This is a genomic window from Parazoarcus sp. PS-13 R2A, assembly GCF_057621855.1.
In genome coordinates, this window is the sequence record NZ_JBYEXN010000017.1 from 98,146 (window position 1) to 116,019 (window position 17,874).

At 64.5% G+C, this 17,874-nt stretch carries 18 protein-coding genes; 14 read left to right on the plus strand and 4 right to left on the minus strand.

Annotated features, from left to right (window positions below):
- Positions 1–41: 41 nt before the first annotated feature.
- Complete coding sequence (locus AC22G6_RS15805; RefSeq protein WP_487367546.1) at positions 42–449, plus strand: hypothetical protein; 408 nt, start codon at positions 42–44, stop codon at positions 447–449.
- 47 nt (positions 450–496) lie between these two features.
- Here AC22G6_RS15805 and AC22G6_RS15810 read toward each other — a convergent pair whose 3' ends face one another.
- The 4 genes from AC22G6_RS15810 to paaN form a co-directional block, all read right to left on the minus strand.
- Entirely contained in the window at positions 497–877 is a 381-nt protein-coding gene (locus tag AC22G6_RS15810) for a cupin domain-containing protein (RefSeq protein ID WP_487367547.1), read from the minus strand.
- A gap of 38 nt (positions 878–915) precedes the next feature.
- Positions 916–2,514: a toll/interleukin-1 receptor domain-containing protein gene (locus tag AC22G6_RS15815; protein ID WP_487367548.1), complete on the minus strand. Its 1,599-nt coding sequence runs from the start codon at positions 2,512–2,514 to the stop codon at positions 916–918.
- A gap of 98 nt (positions 2,515–2,612) precedes the next feature.
- On the minus strand, positions 2,613–3,218 hold the full coding sequence (gene paaY / locus AC22G6_RS15820) for a phenylacetic acid degradation protein PaaY (RefSeq protein WP_487367549.1): 606 nt from the start codon (positions 3,216–3,218) through the stop codon (positions 2,613–2,615).
- Between the two features lie 356 nt (positions 3,219–3,574).
- A complete protein-coding gene (paaN, locus tag AC22G6_RS15825; RefSeq protein WP_487367550.1) occupies positions 3,575–5,239 on the minus strand; it encodes a phenylacetic acid degradation protein PaaN in 1,665 nt (554 codons plus the stop codon).
- Between the two features lie 248 nt (positions 5,240–5,487).
- On the opposite strand from paaN, the gene paaG reads away from it, so the two are divergent.
- The 13 genes from paaG to AC22G6_RS15890 all read left to right on the plus strand — a co-directional run bounded on the left by paaG (position 5,488) and on the right by AC22G6_RS15890 (position 17,854).
- A complete protein-coding gene (gene paaG, locus AC22G6_RS15830; protein WP_487367551.1) occupies positions 5,488–6,303 on the plus strand; it encodes a 2-(1,2-epoxy-1,2-dihydrophenyl)acetyl-CoA isomerase PaaG in 816 nt (271 codons plus the stop codon).
- Between the two features lie 51 nt (positions 6,304–6,354).
- Positions 6,355–7,833 carry a 3-hydroxyacyl-CoA dehydrogenase PaaH gene (gene paaH / locus AC22G6_RS15835; protein ID WP_487367565.1) on the plus strand — a complete coding sequence of 493 codons (1,479 nt, stop codon included), beginning with the start codon at positions 6,355–6,357 and terminating at the stop codon, positions 7,831–7,833.
- The gene (gene paaI / locus AC22G6_RS15840) at positions 7,826–8,290 is read left to right on the plus strand and encodes a hydroxyphenylacetyl-CoA thioesterase PaaI (RefSeq protein WP_487367552.1); all 465 of its coding nucleotides are present in this window, start codon (positions 7,826–7,828) and stop codon (positions 8,288–8,290) included. The genes paaH and paaI overlap by 8 nt, the downstream gene beginning before the upstream one ends.
- 60 nt (positions 8,291–8,350) lie before the next feature.
- Positions 8,351–9,673 carry a phenylacetate--CoA ligase PaaK gene (paaK, locus tag AC22G6_RS15845; protein ID WP_487367553.1) on the plus strand — a complete coding sequence of 441 codons (1,323 nt, stop codon included), beginning with the start codon at positions 8,351–8,353 and terminating at the stop codon, positions 9,671–9,673.
- 60 nt (positions 9,674–9,733) lie between these two features.
- Complete coding sequence (gene paaA, locus AC22G6_RS15850; RefSeq protein WP_487367554.1) at positions 9,734–10,729, plus strand: 1,2-phenylacetyl-CoA epoxidase subunit PaaA; 996 nt, start codon at positions 9,734–9,736, stop codon at positions 10,727–10,729.
- Positions 10,730–10,801: 72 nt separating this feature from the next.
- On the plus strand, positions 10,802–11,089 hold the full coding sequence (gene paaB / locus AC22G6_RS15855) for a 1,2-phenylacetyl-CoA epoxidase subunit PaaB (protein WP_108950244.1): 288 nt from the start codon (positions 10,802–10,804) through the stop codon (positions 11,087–11,089).
- Positions 11,090–11,100: 11 nt separating this feature from the next.
- A complete protein-coding gene (paaC, locus tag AC22G6_RS15860) occupies positions 11,101–11,883 on the plus strand; it encodes a 1,2-phenylacetyl-CoA epoxidase subunit PaaC (protein WP_487367555.1) in 783 nt (260 codons plus the stop codon).
- Positions 11,884–11,891: 8 nt separating this feature from the next.
- Positions 11,892–12,383, plus strand: coding sequence for a 1,2-phenylacetyl-CoA epoxidase subunit PaaD (gene paaD / locus AC22G6_RS15865; RefSeq protein WP_487367556.1), 492 nt, complete (start codon positions 11,892–11,894; stop codon positions 12,381–12,383).
- 32 nt (positions 12,384–12,415) lie between these two features.
- Complete coding sequence (gene paaE / locus AC22G6_RS15870) at positions 12,416–13,483, plus strand: 1,2-phenylacetyl-CoA epoxidase subunit PaaE (RefSeq protein WP_487367557.1); 1,068 nt, start codon at positions 12,416–12,418, stop codon at positions 13,481–13,483.
- 62 nt (positions 13,484–13,545) lie between these two features.
- The gene (locus AC22G6_RS15875; RefSeq protein WP_487367558.1) at positions 13,546–14,178 is read left to right on the plus strand and encodes a TetR/AcrR family transcriptional regulator; all 633 of its coding nucleotides are present in this window, start codon (positions 13,546–13,548) and stop codon (positions 14,176–14,178) included.
- Positions 14,179–14,229: 51 nt separating this feature from the next.
- Positions 14,230–15,435 carry a 3-oxoadipyl-CoA thiolase gene (pcaF, locus tag AC22G6_RS15880; RefSeq protein ID WP_108950248.1) on the plus strand — a complete coding sequence of 402 codons (1,206 nt, stop codon included), beginning with the start codon at positions 14,230–14,232 and terminating at the stop codon, positions 15,433–15,435.
- Positions 15,436–15,553: 118 nt separating this feature from the next.
- A complete protein-coding gene (locus AC22G6_RS15885; RefSeq protein ID WP_487367559.1) occupies positions 15,554–16,702 on the plus strand; it encodes an ABC transporter substrate-binding protein in 1,149 nt (382 codons plus the stop codon).
- A 114-nt stretch (positions 16,703–16,816) separates the two neighbouring features.
- Positions 16,817–17,854 carry a branched-chain amino acid ABC transporter permease gene (locus tag AC22G6_RS15890; RefSeq protein WP_487367560.1) on the plus strand — a complete coding sequence of 346 codons (1,038 nt, stop codon included), beginning with the start codon at positions 16,817–16,819 and terminating at the stop codon, positions 17,852–17,854.
- Positions 17,855–17,874 lie beyond the last annotated feature (20 nt).

Here is a 17,874-nt window from a genome sequence, read left to right on the forward strand (position 1 = left end):
GGCGGGGTCGAACCGTCCGCCATTTAATGGAGATACTTTCGATGAATATCCCGCTGAACGAACAACGCACGATTGCCGCACGTCTGGTCGCGCTGACCCTGATCTCGGACGGAGAGCTCGCCAACCGCGAGGTGGAGGCGCTCGACAGGCACGATATCGCCGCGCTGCTCGGGATTCCCCGTGACGTGCTGATTCAGGCCGTCATCGATCACTGCCAGCAGTTGCTGGCGCGTGGCGGCAGTGCAGAGGCCATGCGCCTGCTGGACCTCGAACAGGTCGAGCACATGCTCGATCGCGTCACCGATCCGTCCCTGCGGGCTCTTACCTGCCAGGCCATGCTGGTGCTGTCGAAGGCGGACGGGCGGATTACGCAACCTGAGCAGACCTTGCTGCGCCATGCCCTGAGCCGGTGGGAGCTCTCGCTCAGCGAACTCGGTCCGCAGCACTGAAGGCGGATCAGGCCTGCGTCGCGGCGGGGAGCCGGTGCGGCCCAGCCTCAGGCGCAGGACACCGTTGCGGGCAGGTGGCGGACATGAACGGCGAGCCAGACGGTGTCGGGTGCAGTGGATTCGACGCGATGGCGGCAGTGGGCGGGGATGGTCACCCAGTCACCCGGTCGCATGGACATGCGGCTGTCGTCATCGAAAGCGAGCTCCGCGCTACCGGTCACGATCATGACCCATTCGTCGTCGGGCTGGTCGTACCAGAAGCCGGGTGGGCTCGCACTGCCGTGGGAGACGATGCGTTCGACGCAGGTGGTTTCAGTCTGCAGCAGCGGCAGAAACTTCTCACCACCTTCGGGGGTACCAAGGTCGGCAAACAGGTTGCCGGTGGACTGCAGCACTGTCGCGCTGCGTACTTCTCGTTCTAAAGTCATAGGCTCTGTTTTGGTGACAATCTCCTGCAAGCGTATGCTCATGGTGCCCTGCTGACCAGTTCAATCGTGTCCTTCTCCAGATCGCGGCTAAGTGCGGAGATCAGTGTGCGCTGCATCTTCACGTAGCGTTTCTCGCCCGGGGCATACCAGATCAGGAAGTGAATCCGCACCGGTTCGAGGCCGGCGATGGTCTGACCTCCGGTGGCGTGGCGGGTGCTCCAGACTTCGACCTTCCAGGCGTCGAAGCTGCCGGCCGGTACGCGGACGGTTTCACGTCCGATCACTTCGCCTGTGCCGTACCAGCCGCCCCAGTTGCCATCGAGATCGGGGGTCGGAATGCCGCGCCACGACATATCCTCCCGCAGCTCGGTGAAGGCGCCGATGAAGGGACTGAACTCGCTGCCGAGACCGCCGGCATGGGCAATGTGTGCTTCGCTGCCGCGCCACCTGACCTGACTGCCGGCAGGGCCGGGGGATGGCTCGGTGTCCTGCATGCGTTCGGTGACTGCGGTGCCGTCCTGCGCGCTCACGGTGACGACGACGGTGCGTTTCGGGCTGGTTGCCCATAGCCCGCGTGTGCGATAGACCCAGCTTTCGCCCGCGCGCGGCAGGCGGCTGTCGACGGCGTCCGGCGCCGGGCGCGCAGGTGCCGGTTTCGGCGCTGCTTCAGGCCGGGTGACGATCGCAGGCTGGGGCGCGGCAGCTTCGGGCTTTGGCTTGATCGTGACGGCGGGCCTGGTGGCTTGCGCAGGCCTGGGTGCAGGCTGCTTTGGCGGCGCGGTGGTTTCGCGGGGCTTTGCTGCGGGGGTGGGTGCGGCGGGTGCAGCGGGTGTAGCAGGGGCTACGGGGGCTGCGGGGGCCGGGGCAGCAGCTGCGGCTGGCGGTGCGGCGACCGGTGCAGCGGCCACCGGCTCGGTGGGGGCTTCCGCTGGTGGCTGTACGCCCGCGCTGGCCCCGTCGGTGGTGGCTGCCGGGGGCGCAGGTACAGGCGGTTCCGCTGCGGCGAGCAGGGTGGGGGTGGGGTGATCGGTGAGAGCCTCCCCCGGTTCGCGGACGCTGCTTGGCGGGCGTGTGGTGTCGTCAATCGCCAGCTTCTGCCATGACAGCCAGCCACCCGCTGCGAGCGCGACGCAGGTCGCTCCGATGATCGCCGGCAGGCGCCAGCGCGGCTTGTCGGTACCGAAGATGCGATCGAGTGCCTTCAGGACTTCGCCGGTCGATGCATCCCACTGCTTGTGGTTGATCTCGATGGCCTGGCGTCGTGCGAGTGCCTTGAGGTCGGGTGGGAGCGCATCTTCGCCGGGCATTTCCGCATCATTGACCAGTACCGGCAGTACGCGGATCTTGCGTCTCAGTGCGGCGGCGGTCTCGAGGCGGACGAAGTCGTGGGGGTCGTCGATGCGGCGTTTGTCGTTGCCGATGTCCTCACCCAGCCATTTGGGGCCGATGAGCACGAGCAGGACGGTGCATGAGGCGACCGCGCTGTCGATGGCGTCGATGAAGTCGGTGCCGGGGTCGATGCCTTCGACATCCATGAACACGCGCTCACGCCCGAAGCGGGCCGCGAGCCGGTCATAGAGGCGGCCTGCGTAACCCGATGAGTCCTCGCGGCGATAGCTGATGAAAATCCCGTCCATGCGCAGCTCCCGTGTGCGGGGCGAGGCGGGCGGCCGAGGTCGGTCGGCCCGCCTGCTGAACTAAGCATAGTCGGGTACAGCCGCCTTTGTGGCGGCCTTCAGCTGCCTTTCTTGGCGTCGATGAGGGGAACGACGCCCTCGAACTCGAAGCGCTTGCGCCCGGCTTCCATCTCGGTGAGCGGCTCGCAGGGCTTGAGTGTGGCGAGGCTGCGCACGGTCAGGTCCTGATAGCAGCGGGTGCCGTCGACTTTCCAGTTCATTTCCTGCTCCGACAGATCACGCATGATCTTGGCGGGCATGCCGGCGATGAGTTTCCCTGCGGGGATTTCCATGCCGGCTTTGACGAAGGCGCAGGCGGCGACGATGCTCGATTCGCCGATGCTGGCGTTGTCCATGATGACGGCATTCATGCCGATCAGGGCGTTGCGACCGACACGGCAGCCATGCAGCACTGCGCCGTGGCCGACGTGGCCATCGACTTCGATCACGGTGTCGGTGCCGGGGAAGCCGTGCATGACACAGGTGTCCTGGATGTTGCTGCCTTCTTCCAGCACGATGCGGCCGAAGTCGCCGCGCAGCGAGGCGAGCGGGGCGACATAGCAGCGCGGGCCGACGATGACGTCACCGATCAGTACGGCATCGGGATGGACGAAGGCGGTGGGGTGGATGACGGGTTTGAGACCGTCGATTTCGTAGCAGGGCATTGGGTGTCTCCTGGTCTCGTCTTCTGCTCTTCTATGCGGCAGTGCTGGATTGTTGCGTATTCTGGTTCGTGCCTGGCGCCCAACCGCGGCGCGGGCGGTCCGTCGGCGCCTGCTGTCGTGGCCTTCGGCTGCCCTCGCTGCGAACCTGCGCAGGGGAGGCGATGCAAACTCGCCCGGCTGCGCCGGACTCAGACATGCATCGCCTTGTTTCCCCTGCGCAGGTCCTCCGCTCGGCACGACAGAAGTTGCCGCCGGGCCGCCCGCGCCACGGCTGGGCGCCGTGAGCGTGGGCTCGTGATCTGGGCAAAAGCGAAAAGCCTGAATTGCTGAAGGCTCTGACCCAGTTCGCCGTGGTTTTACTCTACGTGGTAGCGGCGTTGTACGACGCGGAAACGGTTGGCGACGAAGGCGCTGTCGGAGTAGCTCGCGTTGGCAGCCGGGTTCATGCCTACGCCGTGGTAGTCGGAGAAGGCCGAGGACTGGTTCACGAATACGCCGCCGGTGAGGTTGATCGACAGGGCCACGCCGGCACGCAGGCTGGCGTCGGTCATGGCGTCGATGACGTCCTGTTTGCTTGAGTACAGGCCAACGGTGAGCGCGCCGTGTTCCTTGACGATGCGTTCCGACAGGGCGACGGCTGCAGCGCCGTCGGCGACCCTGACCACGAAGCTGACCGGGCCGAAGCGCTCTTCCATGTAGCTCTTTTCGTCGGCCGCGTCGCAGGTGAGCAGCACCGGGGTGCGGACTTCGGCCTGCGGGAAGTCGGGATGCTCGACCTTCTTGGAAGCCAGCACCACCTTGCCGTATTCGCCGGCTTCGGCGATGCGGCCGAGGGTGGCTTCGGACTGGATGGCGCCGAGCACCGCGGTGGCCACGGCCGGGTCGGTGAGGAACTTGTCGATGGCGGCGCCGAGATCGGCGGCGACTTCGTCGAAGGACTTGTGACCCTGGTCGGTGTCGATGCCACCGGCCGGCACCAGGATGGCCTGGGTGGTGGTGCACATCTGGCCCGAATACAGGCTCAGGGTGAAGGCGAGGTTGCGCATCATCGCCTTGTAGCTGTCGGTGGATTCGATGACGACGTTGTTCACGCCGGCCAGTTCGGCATACACCTGGGCCTGGCGGGCGTTGTCGATCAGCCACTGGCCGAAGACGTTACTGCCGGTGAAGTCGATCGACTTCACCGCCGGATGGGTGGCGAGCGCCTGGGTGGCGGTGCGCTTCTCGACCACGGCCAGCGACACCAGGTTGGGGTCGAGGCCGGCTTCGCTCAGCACTTCACGTGCGATCTTCACCGTCATCGCTGCCGGCAGGATGGAGTTGCTGTGGGCCTTGATGATGACCGGGTTGCCGGTGACCAGCGTGGCGAACAGGCCGGGGTAGGTGTTCCAGGTCGGGAAGGTGCCGCAGCCGACGACCAGACCGACGCCGCGACCGACGATCTCGTAGTGCTTCTTCATCTTCAGCGGCGGGTTCTTGCCCTGCGGCTTTTCCCAGATGGTTTCGGCCGGCACCCGGCTCATCTCGTCCCATGCGTAGGCAACGGCTTCCAGGCCGCGATCCTGCGCATGCGGGCCGCCGGCCTGGAAGGCCATCATCCAGCCCTGACCGGTGGTCATCATCACCGCGTGGGCGATCTCGAAGCTGCGCTTGTTGAGGCGGTCGAGGATTTCGAGGCAGATGCCGACGCGGCCTTCAGCGCCGACCTTGCGCCAGCCTTCCATTGCGCTCTGCGCGGCGGCAATCAGGGCCTCGGGCTCGCACACGGGATAGCGCACATCGAGCGCGATGCCGTAGGGCGACCGTTCGGTGGCGGCCCAGCCGGTCTGGCCCGGCTGATCGAGCGCGAATTCCTTGCCGAGGCGGGCCTCAAACGCCTTCTTGCCATCGTCTGCTGCACTTTCGCCATAGACCTTGGGGCTGGGCATTTCGGGAAAGGGCGTCCAGTAACCGCGACCGTGAATGGCGGCGATGGCTGCGTCCAGGGTGGCCTTGTGCTTCTCGAACAGCGGATGGGTCATGCCTTGTCTCCTCAGATTTTTTGGGGCCGCCGGACGGGTCCGTGCGGGGTGCTTCGTATGTCGATGGTGCAGAAAAAGGGCAAGTGAAAAAAGCTTGTCTTTTGATCTGGATCAAGACTACTATTGATTGACCGGTCGGTCAAACAACGAAAACAGTTGTCGTCCCGATCCCGGAGTTGAACTCCGGAAAGAACAATTCCCCAGCGTGCGCCAGCGCGCCGGGCAAGACAAGGCCAGGAGGAGACAAGATGAGCGCAGCAACCGGATACGGTGAAACCATTCGCCTCGAGATCGATGCGGGGGTGGCGACACTGACCCTGAACCGACCCGATCGTCTGAACAGCTTCAACGATCAGATGCACGGGGAAATGCGTGCCGCGCTGGCACAGGTGAAGGCGGGGCGCACGGACGCTTCGATCCGGGTGCTGGTCATTACCGGTGCGGGACGCGGTTTCTGTGCCGGACAGGACCTCTCCGACCGTTCGGTTGCGGCCGGCGGCGAGGCGCCTGATCTGGGTGCGTCGGTGGAAAAGAACTACAAGCCGCTGGTGACGACGCTGCGCAAGCTCGACCTGCCGGTGATCTGTGCCGTCAATGGCGTGGCGGCCGGCGCCGGTGCCAACCTGGCGCTGGCCTGCGACATGGTGTTTGCAGCCCGCTCGGCGAGCTTCATCCAGGCTTTCTGCAAGCTCGGCCTGATTCCCGATACCGGCGGCACCTGGATTCTGCCGCGTCTGCTGGGCCCGGCGCGGGCAATGGGGCTGGCGCTGCTCGGCGACAAGCTGGCAGCAGAGCAGGCCGAAGCCTGGGGCCTGATCTGGAAGTGCGTCGACGACGAATCCCTGATGCCCACGGTGCAGGCGCTCGCTGCACAGATGGCCAAGGGGCCGACCTTCGGCTTTGCCCAGACCAAGAAGGCCATCTGGGCCAGCTCCACCAATGACTTCGACACCCAGCTCGATCTCGAGCGCGACATGATGCGCGACTGCGGCCGCTCGCACGACTACCGCGAGGGCGTCGCCGCCTTCATGGAAAAGCGCGTGCCCGAGTTCAAGGGGAACTGAGCCGTGGCGCTCGACACGAATGTAAAGGTGCTGGTCATCGGAGCCGGCGCCATGGGTGCAGGCATCGCCCATGTTGCGGCGCTGGCTGGACATCCGGTGTATCTGTACGACACCCGCGCCGAAGCTATCGACAAGGGGCTGGGCGGGATCGCGAAGGATCTCGATTTCCTGGTCTCCAAGGGCAAGCTGGATTCCGCCGCGCGTGAAGCGACCATGGCGCGGCTGAGCGCAGTGACGGATCTGGCCGCGGCCAGTGATGCGGGTCTTGCGATCGAAGCCATCGTCGAAAACCTCGACATCAAGCAGAAGCTCTTCCTGCAGCTCGAAAGCCTGCTCGGCGACGAGGCCATCCTTGCTTCGAACACGTCCTCGCTGTCGATTACCGCAATGGGCGCAGTGCTTGCCCGTCCCGAGCGCCTTGCCGGCCTGCACTTCTTCAATCCTGCGCCGCGCATGAAGCTGGTCGAGATCGTCTCCGGCCTCGCGACTGACCGTGCAGTGGCCAATACTTTGTACTCCACCGCAAAAGCGTGGGGCAAGGTGGCCGTGCATGCGAAATCCACGCCCGGCTTCATCGTCAACCGGGTGGCACGACCCTTCTACGCCGAAGCGCTGCGGGTGCTCAACGAATGCGCAGCCGAGCCCGCCACCATCGACGCCGCGATGCGCGAATGCTGTGGTTTTCCGATGGGACCGTTCGAGCTGATGGACCTGATCGGCCACGATGTGAACTACGCGGTGACACGCTCGGTGTTCGATGCCTATTTCGGCGACAAGCGCTTCACGCCGAGCCTGATTCAGCACGATCTGGTGCTGGCCGGACGGCTCGGACGCAAGAGCGGGCGTGGTTTCTACGCCTACGGCGCAGACGTTGCGAAACCCGCGGCAAGGACCGAGGCGCCCGCCACGGCCGAGCGTAGCGTGACTGCGGTGGGCAGTCTCGGCGTGGCCGAGCCGCTGCTGGCCAGGCTCGAAGCCGCGGGTGTCGCGGTGACGCGCAAGGCCGGACCGGCGGACGCCGCCGGGTGGCTGGAGATCGGCCGCGGGCGCTTGATGCTTTGCGACGGCCGCACCGCAGCCCGGCGCACGGCGGAAGAGGGGCTGAGCAATCTCGTGCTGCTCGATCTGTGTCTCGATTACGCCACCACGCCGCGCGTTGTGCTGTCACGTGCGGACCACTGCGGTCTGGGCGCGTGGCATGCGGTGGTCGGCACGCTGCAGCAGGCTGGTCTGACAGTGTCGCGCATCGACGACGTGGCCGGACTGATCGGTCTGCGCACGGTCGCCATGCTCGCCAACGAGGGTGCGGATGCGGTGCTGCAAGGCATCGGCTCCGCCGCCGACATCGATCTTGCAATGCGCTTCGGCACCAACTATCCGAAAGGGCCGCTGAGCTGGGCGGACCAGATCGGCGTGCGCTTCGTGGCGCGGGTGCTGCACAACCTGCGTGAGCATTACGGTGAGGAGCGCTACCGCGTCTCGCCGCTGATCCTGAGAAAAAGCCATAACGGAGACAGCTTTCATGAGTGAAGTGATGAATCGTGACCTGAGCGCCGGTCTTGATCCGCAGGCACTGGCCGAGCGCGTGCGCGACGGCATGTTCGAGCGCGACCAGGCTGCACGTGGTCTGGGCATGGCCTTTGTTGACGTGGGGCCGGGGCGCTCGACCATGACCATGACCGTGCGTGAGGACATGCTCAACGGCTTTCGTATCTGCCACGGCGGATTCATCACCACGCTCGCCGATACCGCCTTTGCCTATGCGTGTAACAGCGGCAACGAGATGACCGTGGCTTCGGGCATCAGCGTGGACTTCATGGCGCCTGGCCGTCCGGGTGACGTGTTGAGCGCCGAGGCGCGCGAAGTCTCCGCCTCGGGCCGCACCGGCGTGTACGACATCACGGTGACGAACCAGACGGGCGAGCTGATCGCCGTGATGCGCGGCAAGTCGTACCGAATGAAGGGCCGGCCGGTGGTCGAGCTGTAACGAAACCAAAAATACAAGAACACCAGAATCAGATCGGACATAGAGGAGCAGGAGACAAAAATGCCGGTGAATACATATTCCCCACCCGAACTCGAGCCTATCGAAAAGGCCAGCATCGACGAACTGCGTGCGCTGCAGCTCGAGCGGCTGAAGTGGAGCGTACGTCACGCCTACGAGAACGTGCCGCACTACCGCAAGGCGTTCGACGACAAGGGCGTGCATCCGGACGACCTGAAAACGCTCGAGGATCTGGCGAAGTTTCCCTTCACCACCAAGCACGACCTGCGCGACAACTACCCCTTCGGGATGTTCGCCGTGCCGATGAACAAGGTGGCGCGGGTGCATGCCTCCTCCGGCACCACCGGCAAACCGACCGTGGTCGGCTACACGCTGAAGGACATCGACACCTGGGCCAACGTGGTGGCGCGCTCGATTCGCGCTTCGGGCGGCCGGCCGGGTGACATGGTGCATATTTCCTACGGCTATGGTCTCTTCACCGGCGGCATGGGCGCGCACTACGGTGCCGAGCGTCTTGGCTGCACGGTAATCCCGATGTCGGGCGGGCAGACCGAGAAGCAGGTCCAGGTCATTCAGGATTTCAAGCCCAGCATCATCATGGTGACGCCGTCCTACATGCTGACCATCCTTGACGAGATGGAAGCGCAGGGCATCGACCCCAAGAGCACCTCACTCAGGATCGGCATCTTCGGTGCCGAGCCCTGGACCCCGGCGATGCGCCTGGCGGTCGAGGCCCGTGCCGGAATCGACGCGGTCGACATCTACGGTCTGTCCGAAGTCATGGGGCCGGGCGTCGCCAACGAGTGCGTCGAAACCAAGGACGGCCCGACGATCTGGGAAGACCATTTCTATCCCGAGATCATCAACCCGGAAACCGGTGAAGTCGTGGCGGACGGAGAGGAAGGCGAGCTTGTCTTTACGTCTCTGAGCAAGGAAGCGATGCCGGTGATCCGTTACCGCACCCGCGACCTCACCCGCCTGCTGCCGCCGACTGCACGCAGCATGCGCCGCATGGCCAAGATCACCGGGCGCTCGGACGACATGCTCATTATCCGCGGTGTGAACGTGTTCCCGACCCAGATCGAGGAGCTGATCTGCAAGATGCCCAAGCTGGCACCGCAGTATCTGCTCGAGGTCGACAAGAACGGCCACATGGACACGCTGACGGTGAAGGTCGAGGTCAACGCCGAGGCCAATGTTGGTCGTCATCCGGAACAGAAAGAGGCGCTGGCCAAGGAGCTCACCCATCACATCAAGGCCCTGATCGGCGTGTCGTGCAAGGTCGTGGTTGGCGAGCCGTTCTCGATCGAACGGGTGACCGTCGGCAAGGCCAAGCGCGTCGTCGATCGCCGGCCGAAAGAATAAAGCATCTCCCGCGGCCAGCTATCCCGCTGTGCCGCTTGTGAACCCCACGAGGAGTCCACCATGTATACACAGTCACTCAGCATTCCCGATGGCGACACCAAGGGCCCGCGCAAGGTCGAAAACCCCGAGTATCTGGCCGAGTTCAACGCCAAGATCGATGCCGGCGGCTTCATCGAGGCCAAGGACTGGATGCCCGAGGCCTATCGCAAGACCCTGGTGCGCCAGATCAGCCAGCACGCCCACTCCGAGATCGTCGGCATGCTGCCCGAAGGCAACTGGATCACCCGCGCACCCAGCCTCAAGCGCAAGGCCATTCTGCTGGCCAAGGTGCAGGACGAGGGCGGCCACGGTCTCTATCTGTATGCGGCGGCCGAAACCCTCGGGGTGTCGCGCGACGAACTGACCGAGGCGCTGCTCTCGGGCAAGGCCAAGTACAGCTCGATCTTCAACTACCCCACGCTGAACTGGGCGGATATCGGCGTGATCGGCTGGCTGGTCGATGGCGCGGCGATCATGAACCAGATCCCGCTGTGCAAGTGCAGCTACGGCCCCTATGCCCGCGCCATGGTGCGGGTGTGCAAGGAAGAGTCCTTCCATCAGCGCCAGGGCTATGACCTGCTGCTGCAGATGATGAAGGGCACGGAAGAGCAGCGCGAGATGGTGCAGGATGCGGTCGATCGCTGGTGGTTCCCGTCGATCATGATGTTCGGCCCGCACGACAAGGACAGCGTGCACACCGACTCCGCACGCTGGGGCATCAAGCGCATCTCCAACGACGACCTGCGGCAGAAGTTCGTCGATGCCACGGTCAAGCAGGCCGAGGTGCTCGGCGTCAGCCTGCCCGATCCCGACCTGAAGTGGAACGAGGCGCGCGGTCATTACGACTTCGGCGTGATCGACTGGGACGAGTTCTGGAACGTGGTCGGCGGACATGGTCAGTGCAACGTCGATCGCCTGGCTGCACGCAACAAAGCCTGGGACGACGGTGCCTGGGTGCGCGAAGCCGCAATCGCCCACGCCGAGAAGATGGCCGAACGCGAGCGTCAGGCCGCCTGATCCAGTAACGGAATCGAAGCGCGGGCCCGCAAAGCACGGGCCCGACAGCACACACATTGAGGAGTGAGAGACATGGAACGCAAGGAATGGCCCCTGTGGGAAGTTTTCATCCGTAGCCGTAACGGCCTGGACCACAAGCATTGCGGCAGCGTGCACGCGCCGGACGCAAAGATGGCGCTGCAGATGGCGCGCGACGTCTATACCCGTCGCCTCGAAGGCGTGTCGATCTGGGTGGTGAAGGCCTCCGACATCGTCGCCTCCGATCCGGATGCCAAGCCCGAGCTGTTCGATCCGGCGGAAGACAAGATCTATCGCCACCCGACCTTCTATCAGCTGCCCGACGAAGTTAACCACATGTAATGGCGGACGACATGACGCAAACCTCAGTCCAAACCGTTGCCGCTTCAGCGGAACACATCGAGTACGTGATGCGCCTCGGCGACAACGCCCTGATCCTCGGTCAGCGCCTGTCGGAGTGGTGCGGACACGCGCCGGTCATCGAAGAAGATCTGGCGCTCGCCAACATGGCACTCGATCTGGTCGGCCAGGCCCGCCTGCTGCTGACCCATGCCGGCAATCTCGAAGGCAAGGGCCGCGACGAAGACCAGATGGCCTTCCTGCGTGTCGAGCGCGACTACCGCAACATCACCATGATGGAAGTGCCGAACGAGGATTTCGGGCGCACGACGGTGCGCAACTTCCTCTACAGCGCGTTCCAGATCCTGCTGTGGCAGAAGTTCGCCACATCGTCCGATACCGAACTCGCCGCCATCGCCGCCAAGAGCCTGAAGGAAGCCCGCTACCACTTCAATCACTCGGCCGAGTGGGTGATCCGTCTTGGCGATGGCACCGAGGTATCGCACGCGAAGACCCAGGCCGCACTCGACTACCTGTGGCCCTACACCGCCGAACTGTTCGCCGCCAACCCGACCGATGAAGCCGTTTCCGCGGTCGGCATCGGCCCGGCCTGGGGCGAGCTCGAGGCGGACTGGGAAGCCATGGTGCTGCCGGTGTTCGCCCAGGCCACGCTGGTGGTGCCGGCGCGCACGCCGTTCAAGACCTTCGGCAAGTTCGGCCGTCACTCCGAGCACATGGGGCATCTGCTGGCGACCATGCAGTACATGCAGCGCACCTATCCCGGCGCACAGTGGTGAGTGATCGCATGTTGACCGAAGAGCAAGCCTGGAAGCTACTTGATGGCGTGCCCGACCCCGAAGTGCCGGCGGTATCGGTGGTGGAGCTCGGCATCATCCGCGAGCTGCACTGCGCGGACGACGTGATCACCGTGGTGGTGACGCCGACCTACTCCGGCTGTCCCGCCACCGAGGTCATCGGGCTTGCGATTCGCGACACCCTGCTGGCCGCCGGTGTGGGCAAGGTCGAGCTGCAAACCCGGCTCGATCCGGCGTGGACCAGCGACTGGATCGGTGAGGCGGCGCGCGAGAAGCTGCGTGCCTACGGCATCGTTCCGCCGACCGGCAAGGCTGCGGTGGGCGGTGCGCAACCGATCCATTTCGTGAAGAAGACGCTGACCTGCCCGCGCTGCGGTTCGAACGATACCGAACGCCTGTCCGAGTTCGGCTCGACCGCTTGCAAGGCGACGTATCGCTGCAAGAGCTGCCTCGAACCCTTCGAATATTTCAAACCGATCTGATCCGCCCCACAAGACGGACAACGGAGACAAACATGACGCCGAAATTTCACCCGCTCACGATCGCCGAAGTGCGCCGCGAGACCCCCGAAGCCATCAGCCTGCGCTTCGACGTGCCCGCCGAGCTGGCCGACGACTACCGCTTTGTGCAGGGCCAGCACCTGACACTGAAGGCCAATGTTGGTGGTGAGGAGTTGCGCCGCTCCTACTCGATCTGTGCCGGAGTCGACGACGGCGAATTGCGCGTCGCAATCAAGAAGATCGGCGGCGGACGCTTCTCCACCTGGGCCAATGCCAGCATCAAGGCCGGCGACGTGATCGAGGTCATGACCCCGGAGGGGCGCTTCCACACCGAGCTCGATCCGGTCAATGCCCGCCACTACGTCGCCTTTGCCGCGGGCAGCGGCATCACCCCGATCCTGTCGCTGATCAAGACCACGCTGCGCGCCGAGCCAAACAGCCGCTTCACCCTGATCTACGGCAACCAGCGCCAGGGCAGCGTGATCTTCTCCGAGACACTGGAAGACCTGAAAGACCGTTACATGACGCGCTTCACGATGTACCACGTGTTCTCGCGCGAAGAGCAGGACGTCGAGCTGTTCAATGGTCGCCTCGACCGGGCCCGCGTGGCGAGCTTCCTCGACACCCTGATCCCGGCCGACACCATCGATGCCGCCTTCATCTGCGGACCCGGCGGCATGATCGACGAGGTCGAAGCCGGTCTGCTGGCGAGCGGCGTCGACGCGGGGCGCATCCACCTCGAGCGTTTCGGAGTGCCCGACAGCGGTCCCGCACACCACGTGGAGGCGGGCGATGCACCGCAGGCACGGATCACCATCATTGCCGACGGCCTCAAGCGCGAGATGGATTTTCGCGCTGAGGATCCGTCCATCCTGGATGTCGCGCTGCGCGCGGGGATGGACCTGCCGTACTCGTGCAAGGGTGGGGTATGCTGCACCTGCCGCGCCAAGGTCATCGAGGGCAAGGTCCGCATGGACAAGAACTACACCCTTGAGCAGCCCGACGTTGACGCCGGTTATGTGCTCACCTGCCAGTCCCATCCGCTGACCGCGCGGGTGGTCATCAGCTTCGACGATCGTTGAAAGACGGCATCCCAGATTCGTGCGGGTGAGCGGACTCATTTGCACAGGAACGGAAGCGAATCATGGCCAGGGGCAAATCTCCCACATTCGAGGTACAGCGCGGCGTCATTCTTCAGGAGGCGGCGCAGCTCTTTGCCGACAAGGGTTTTCACAACGCGTCGATGGCCGAGCTGGCCAAGGCCTGCGGGGTGTCGAAGCCGCTGCTCTACCACTACTACAAGGACAAGGAGAACATCCTGTTCGACATCGCCGACAGCTACATGGATCAGCTGCTCGCGATCGTGGCCGGGGTGGAGTCGCAGGACCTGGAGGCCGAGCCCCATCTGTCGGCCCTGGTCATGCGCTTCATGGAGGAGTACGAACACTCGCAGAACCAGCACGTGGTGCTGGTGCAGGACGTAAAGTTTCTGCAGACCGCGCAGGAAGAATATGTGGTGGGCAAGCAGCGCAAGGTGGTGGCGGCGTTTGCCGATGCCATCGAGCGCGTCGAGCCGGGGCTCAGGTCGCGCAACCTCGACAAGCCGGTCGCGATGATCCTGTTCGGCATGATCAACTGGACCTTTACCTGGCTGCGTTCGGACGGTCGCTACACCTACGGCGACATGGCGCCGGTGGTGACCGCAATCCTGCTCAACGGGGTCAAGGGTTTGCTCAAGACTGAAATGCCACCGGCAACGGCGGCGCAAAAAGAATAGACGCTGTCTGCCTGCACGGGCGCAGCGGCAACAATGACGAGGAGACACTCAGTGACAGAAGCCTTTATCTGCGACGGTATCCGGACACCCTTCGGGCGCTATGGCGGCGCCTTGTCGGGCGTGCGTGCGGACGATCTTGCGGCGCTGCCGATCCGGGCACTGCGTGAGCGCAATCCCGGGGTCGACTGGGCGGCCGTTGAGGACATCTACTACGGCTGCGCCAACCAGGCCGGCGAGGACAACCGCGACGTCGCGCGCATGGCCGGCCTGCTGGCGGGGCTGCCGATCGACGTGCCGGGCTCGACCATCAACCGCCTGTGCGGTTCGGGCATGGATGCGGTGGGCATCGTGGCCCGCGCCATCAAGGCCGGCGAGGCCGGGATGATGATCGCCGGCGGCGTCGAGAGCATGAGCCGCGCGCCCTTCGTCATGGGCAAGGCCGACACGGCCTTCTCGCGCAGCGCGAAGATCGAGGACACTACCATTGGTTGGCGCTTCGTGAATCCGCTGATGAAGGCGAAGTACGGTATCGACTCGATGCCGGAAACCGCCGAGAACGTCGCCACCGATTTCAAGGTCAGCCGTGCCGACCAGGACGCCTTTGCGCTGCGCAGTCAGCAGCGCTACGCGGCGGCGGCCGAACGTGGTTTCTTCGACGGTGAACTGTGTCCGGTGGAGATCCCGCGCAAGAAGGGCGATCCGGTCGTGGTCGCGGCGGATGAGCATCCGCGTGCCGACACCACCATCGAAACGCTGTCACGGCTCAAGGGCGTGGTGCGCCCGGACGGCTCGGTCACCGCGGGTAACGCCTCGGGCGTCAATGATGGTGCGGTCGCCCTGCTGATTGCGTCCGGCGAGGCGGCTGCGAAGCACGGTCTCAAACCGCGTGCGCGCATCGTGGCCATGGCCACCGCCGGGGTCGAGCCGCGCATCATGGGCATCGGGCCGGCGCCTGCCTCGCTCAAGGTGCTTGAGAAAGCGGGTCTCACGCTCGAGCAGATGGACGTCATCGAACTCAACGAAGCGTTCGCAGCCCAGGGGCTGGCGGTGACCCGCCAGCTCGGACTGCGCGACGACGATCCTCGCGTGAATCCCAATGGCGGCGCGATCGCCATCGGTCACCCGCTGGGCGCGTCGGGCGCACGCCTGGTGCTTACCGCCTTGCGTCAGCTGGAGGCGACGGGCGGTCGTTACGGCTTGTGCACCATGTGCATTGGGGTGGGACAGGGCATCGCAATGATCATCGAGCGGGTCTGATCGGTGATGTCGTCACAATTCGTTAGTTTTTAACGAATTAGGTATGTAATAATTTTGCGGCAGGTAACCGGGACACCTCAAGCCCGTTTACTCACATAAACCAAGAGGAGGAGACACCATGAAGCTGAAGAACACTCTGCTGGCCGCCATCGGCCTCGCATTCGTCGCCACCGCAGCACAGGCGGACGTCAATGTAGGCGTGATCGTGTCTGCGACCGGTCCTGCCGCGTCGCTCGGGATCCCGGAAAAGAACACGCTGGCCATGTTGCCGACGACGATCGGCGGGGAGAAGGTCAACTACATCGTCCTCGACGATGCGTCCGACACCACCACCGCGGTGAAGAACATCCGCAAGCTGATCTCCGAGGACAAGGTCGATGTGGTGATCGGTTCCACCATCAGCCCGAACTCGCTGGCGATGATCGACGTTGCCGCCGAAGCGCAGACGCCGATGATCTCGATGGCGGCTTCGGCCCGTATCGTCGAGCCGGTAGATGACAAGCGCCGCTGGGTCTTCAAGACCCCGCAGAACGACGCCCAGATGTCGACCGCCATCGTCACGCACATGAGCAACAGCGGCGTGAAGACCGTCGGCTTCATCGGCTTCGCCGATGCCTATGGCGAGGGCTGGTACGAGCAGTTCAAGTCGGTGGCCGAAGCACGCAAGCTGCAGATCGTGGCCAACGAGCGCTTCAATCGCAATGACACCTCGGTGACCGGTCAGGTACTGAAGGTCATGTCTGCGCGTCCGGATGCGGTGCTGATCGCCGGTTCCGGCACGCCCGCCGCCCTGCCGCAGAAGACGCTGAAGGAGCGTGGCTATGCTGGCAAGCTGTACCAGACCCACGGCGTCGCCAACAACGACTTCCTGCGCGTCTGTGGCAAGGACTGTGAAGGCACCTTCCTGCCCGCCGGCCCGGTGCTGGTCGCCGCCCAGCTGCCCGACAGCGACCCGGTCAAGAAAGCGGCCATGGACTACATCACCAAGTATGAAGCTGCGCACGGCAAGGGTTCGGTTTCGACCTTCGGTGCCCATGCCTGGGATGCCGGTCAGCTGATGAGCGCGGCCATCCCGGTCGCGCTGAAGAAGGCCAAGCCGGGCACCGTGGAGTTCCGTGCCGCGATGCGTGATGCGCTCGAAGGCATCAAGGAGCTGCCGGGCGCCCATGGCATCTTCAACATGAGCCCGACCGACCACCTCGGTTTCGACCAGCGTTCGCGCGTGATGGTCGAGATCCAGAATGGCACCTGGAAGCTGGTGAAGTAAGTCGCTGATCCGGCGCGGGAGCCTTCTGCTCCTGCGCCGCATACCAAACCGATAGAGAACCAAGTCTGCGAGCTGCACCGACCGCCCTGGGCGACGGTGAGGCAGGAGTTCGTCATGGATTTTCAGATAGCGCTGTTGCTGGGACAGGACGGCATTACCAACGGAGCGATCTACGCCTTGCTGGCGCTGGCACTGGTGCTGGTGTTTGCAGTGACGCGGGTGATCTTCATTCCCCAGGGCGAATTCGTCGCCTATGGCGCGCTGACGCTTGCGATGCTGCAGGGCGGGGCGATCCCGGCCACGGTGTGGCTGCTGGTGATCATGGGTGCGCTGACGGCGGCGATTGACGGCAGTGCGGCGCTGCGCTCGGGGCAGACGAAGAAGCTGACCGGCGTGCTGGGCTGGAATCTGGCCTATCCGCTGGGGCTGGCCGGCCTGCTCGCGGCGCTGCCGCTGAAAGAGCTGCCGATGCTCGCGCAGGTGCTGCTGGCGCTGGCCGTGGTGGTGCCGATGGGGCCGCTGATGTACCGCCTGGTGTTCCAGCCGATTGCGGCGGCGCCGGTGCTGATTCTGCTGATCGTGTCGGTCGCCACCCACGTGGCCATGGTCGGGCTCGGCCTGCTGTTCTTCGGTGCCGAAGGCCAGCGTACGCCGCCCTTCAGTGATGCGCGCTTCGAAGTCGGCCCGCTGCTGGTGTCGGGGCAGACGATCTGGGTCATCCTCGCCTCGCTCGCGCTCATCGTTGCGCTCTGCCTGTTCTTCGAACGCACCATCTACGGCAAGGCCTTGCGTGCCACCGCGATCAACCGCGTCGGTGCGCAGCTGATGGGGATCTCGCCTTCGCTCGCAGGCAAGCTCACCTTCGTGCTGGCTGCCTTCATCGGTGCGCTGTCGGGCGTGCTGATCGCACCGATCACCACCATCTACTACGACACCGGTTTCCTGATCGGCCTCAAGGGCTTCGTCGCCGCCATCATCGGCGGACTGGGCAGTTATCCGATTGCCGCCGTCGGCGCCGTGATGGTGGGCCTGCTCGAAGCCTTCTCGTCCTTCTGGGCCAGTGCCTACAAGGAAGTCATCGTATTCACCCTGATCATCCCCGTTCTCCTGTGGCGTTCGCTGACCAGCCACCATATGGAGGAGGAAGAATGAAATCCGCCGCTGCCAATAAT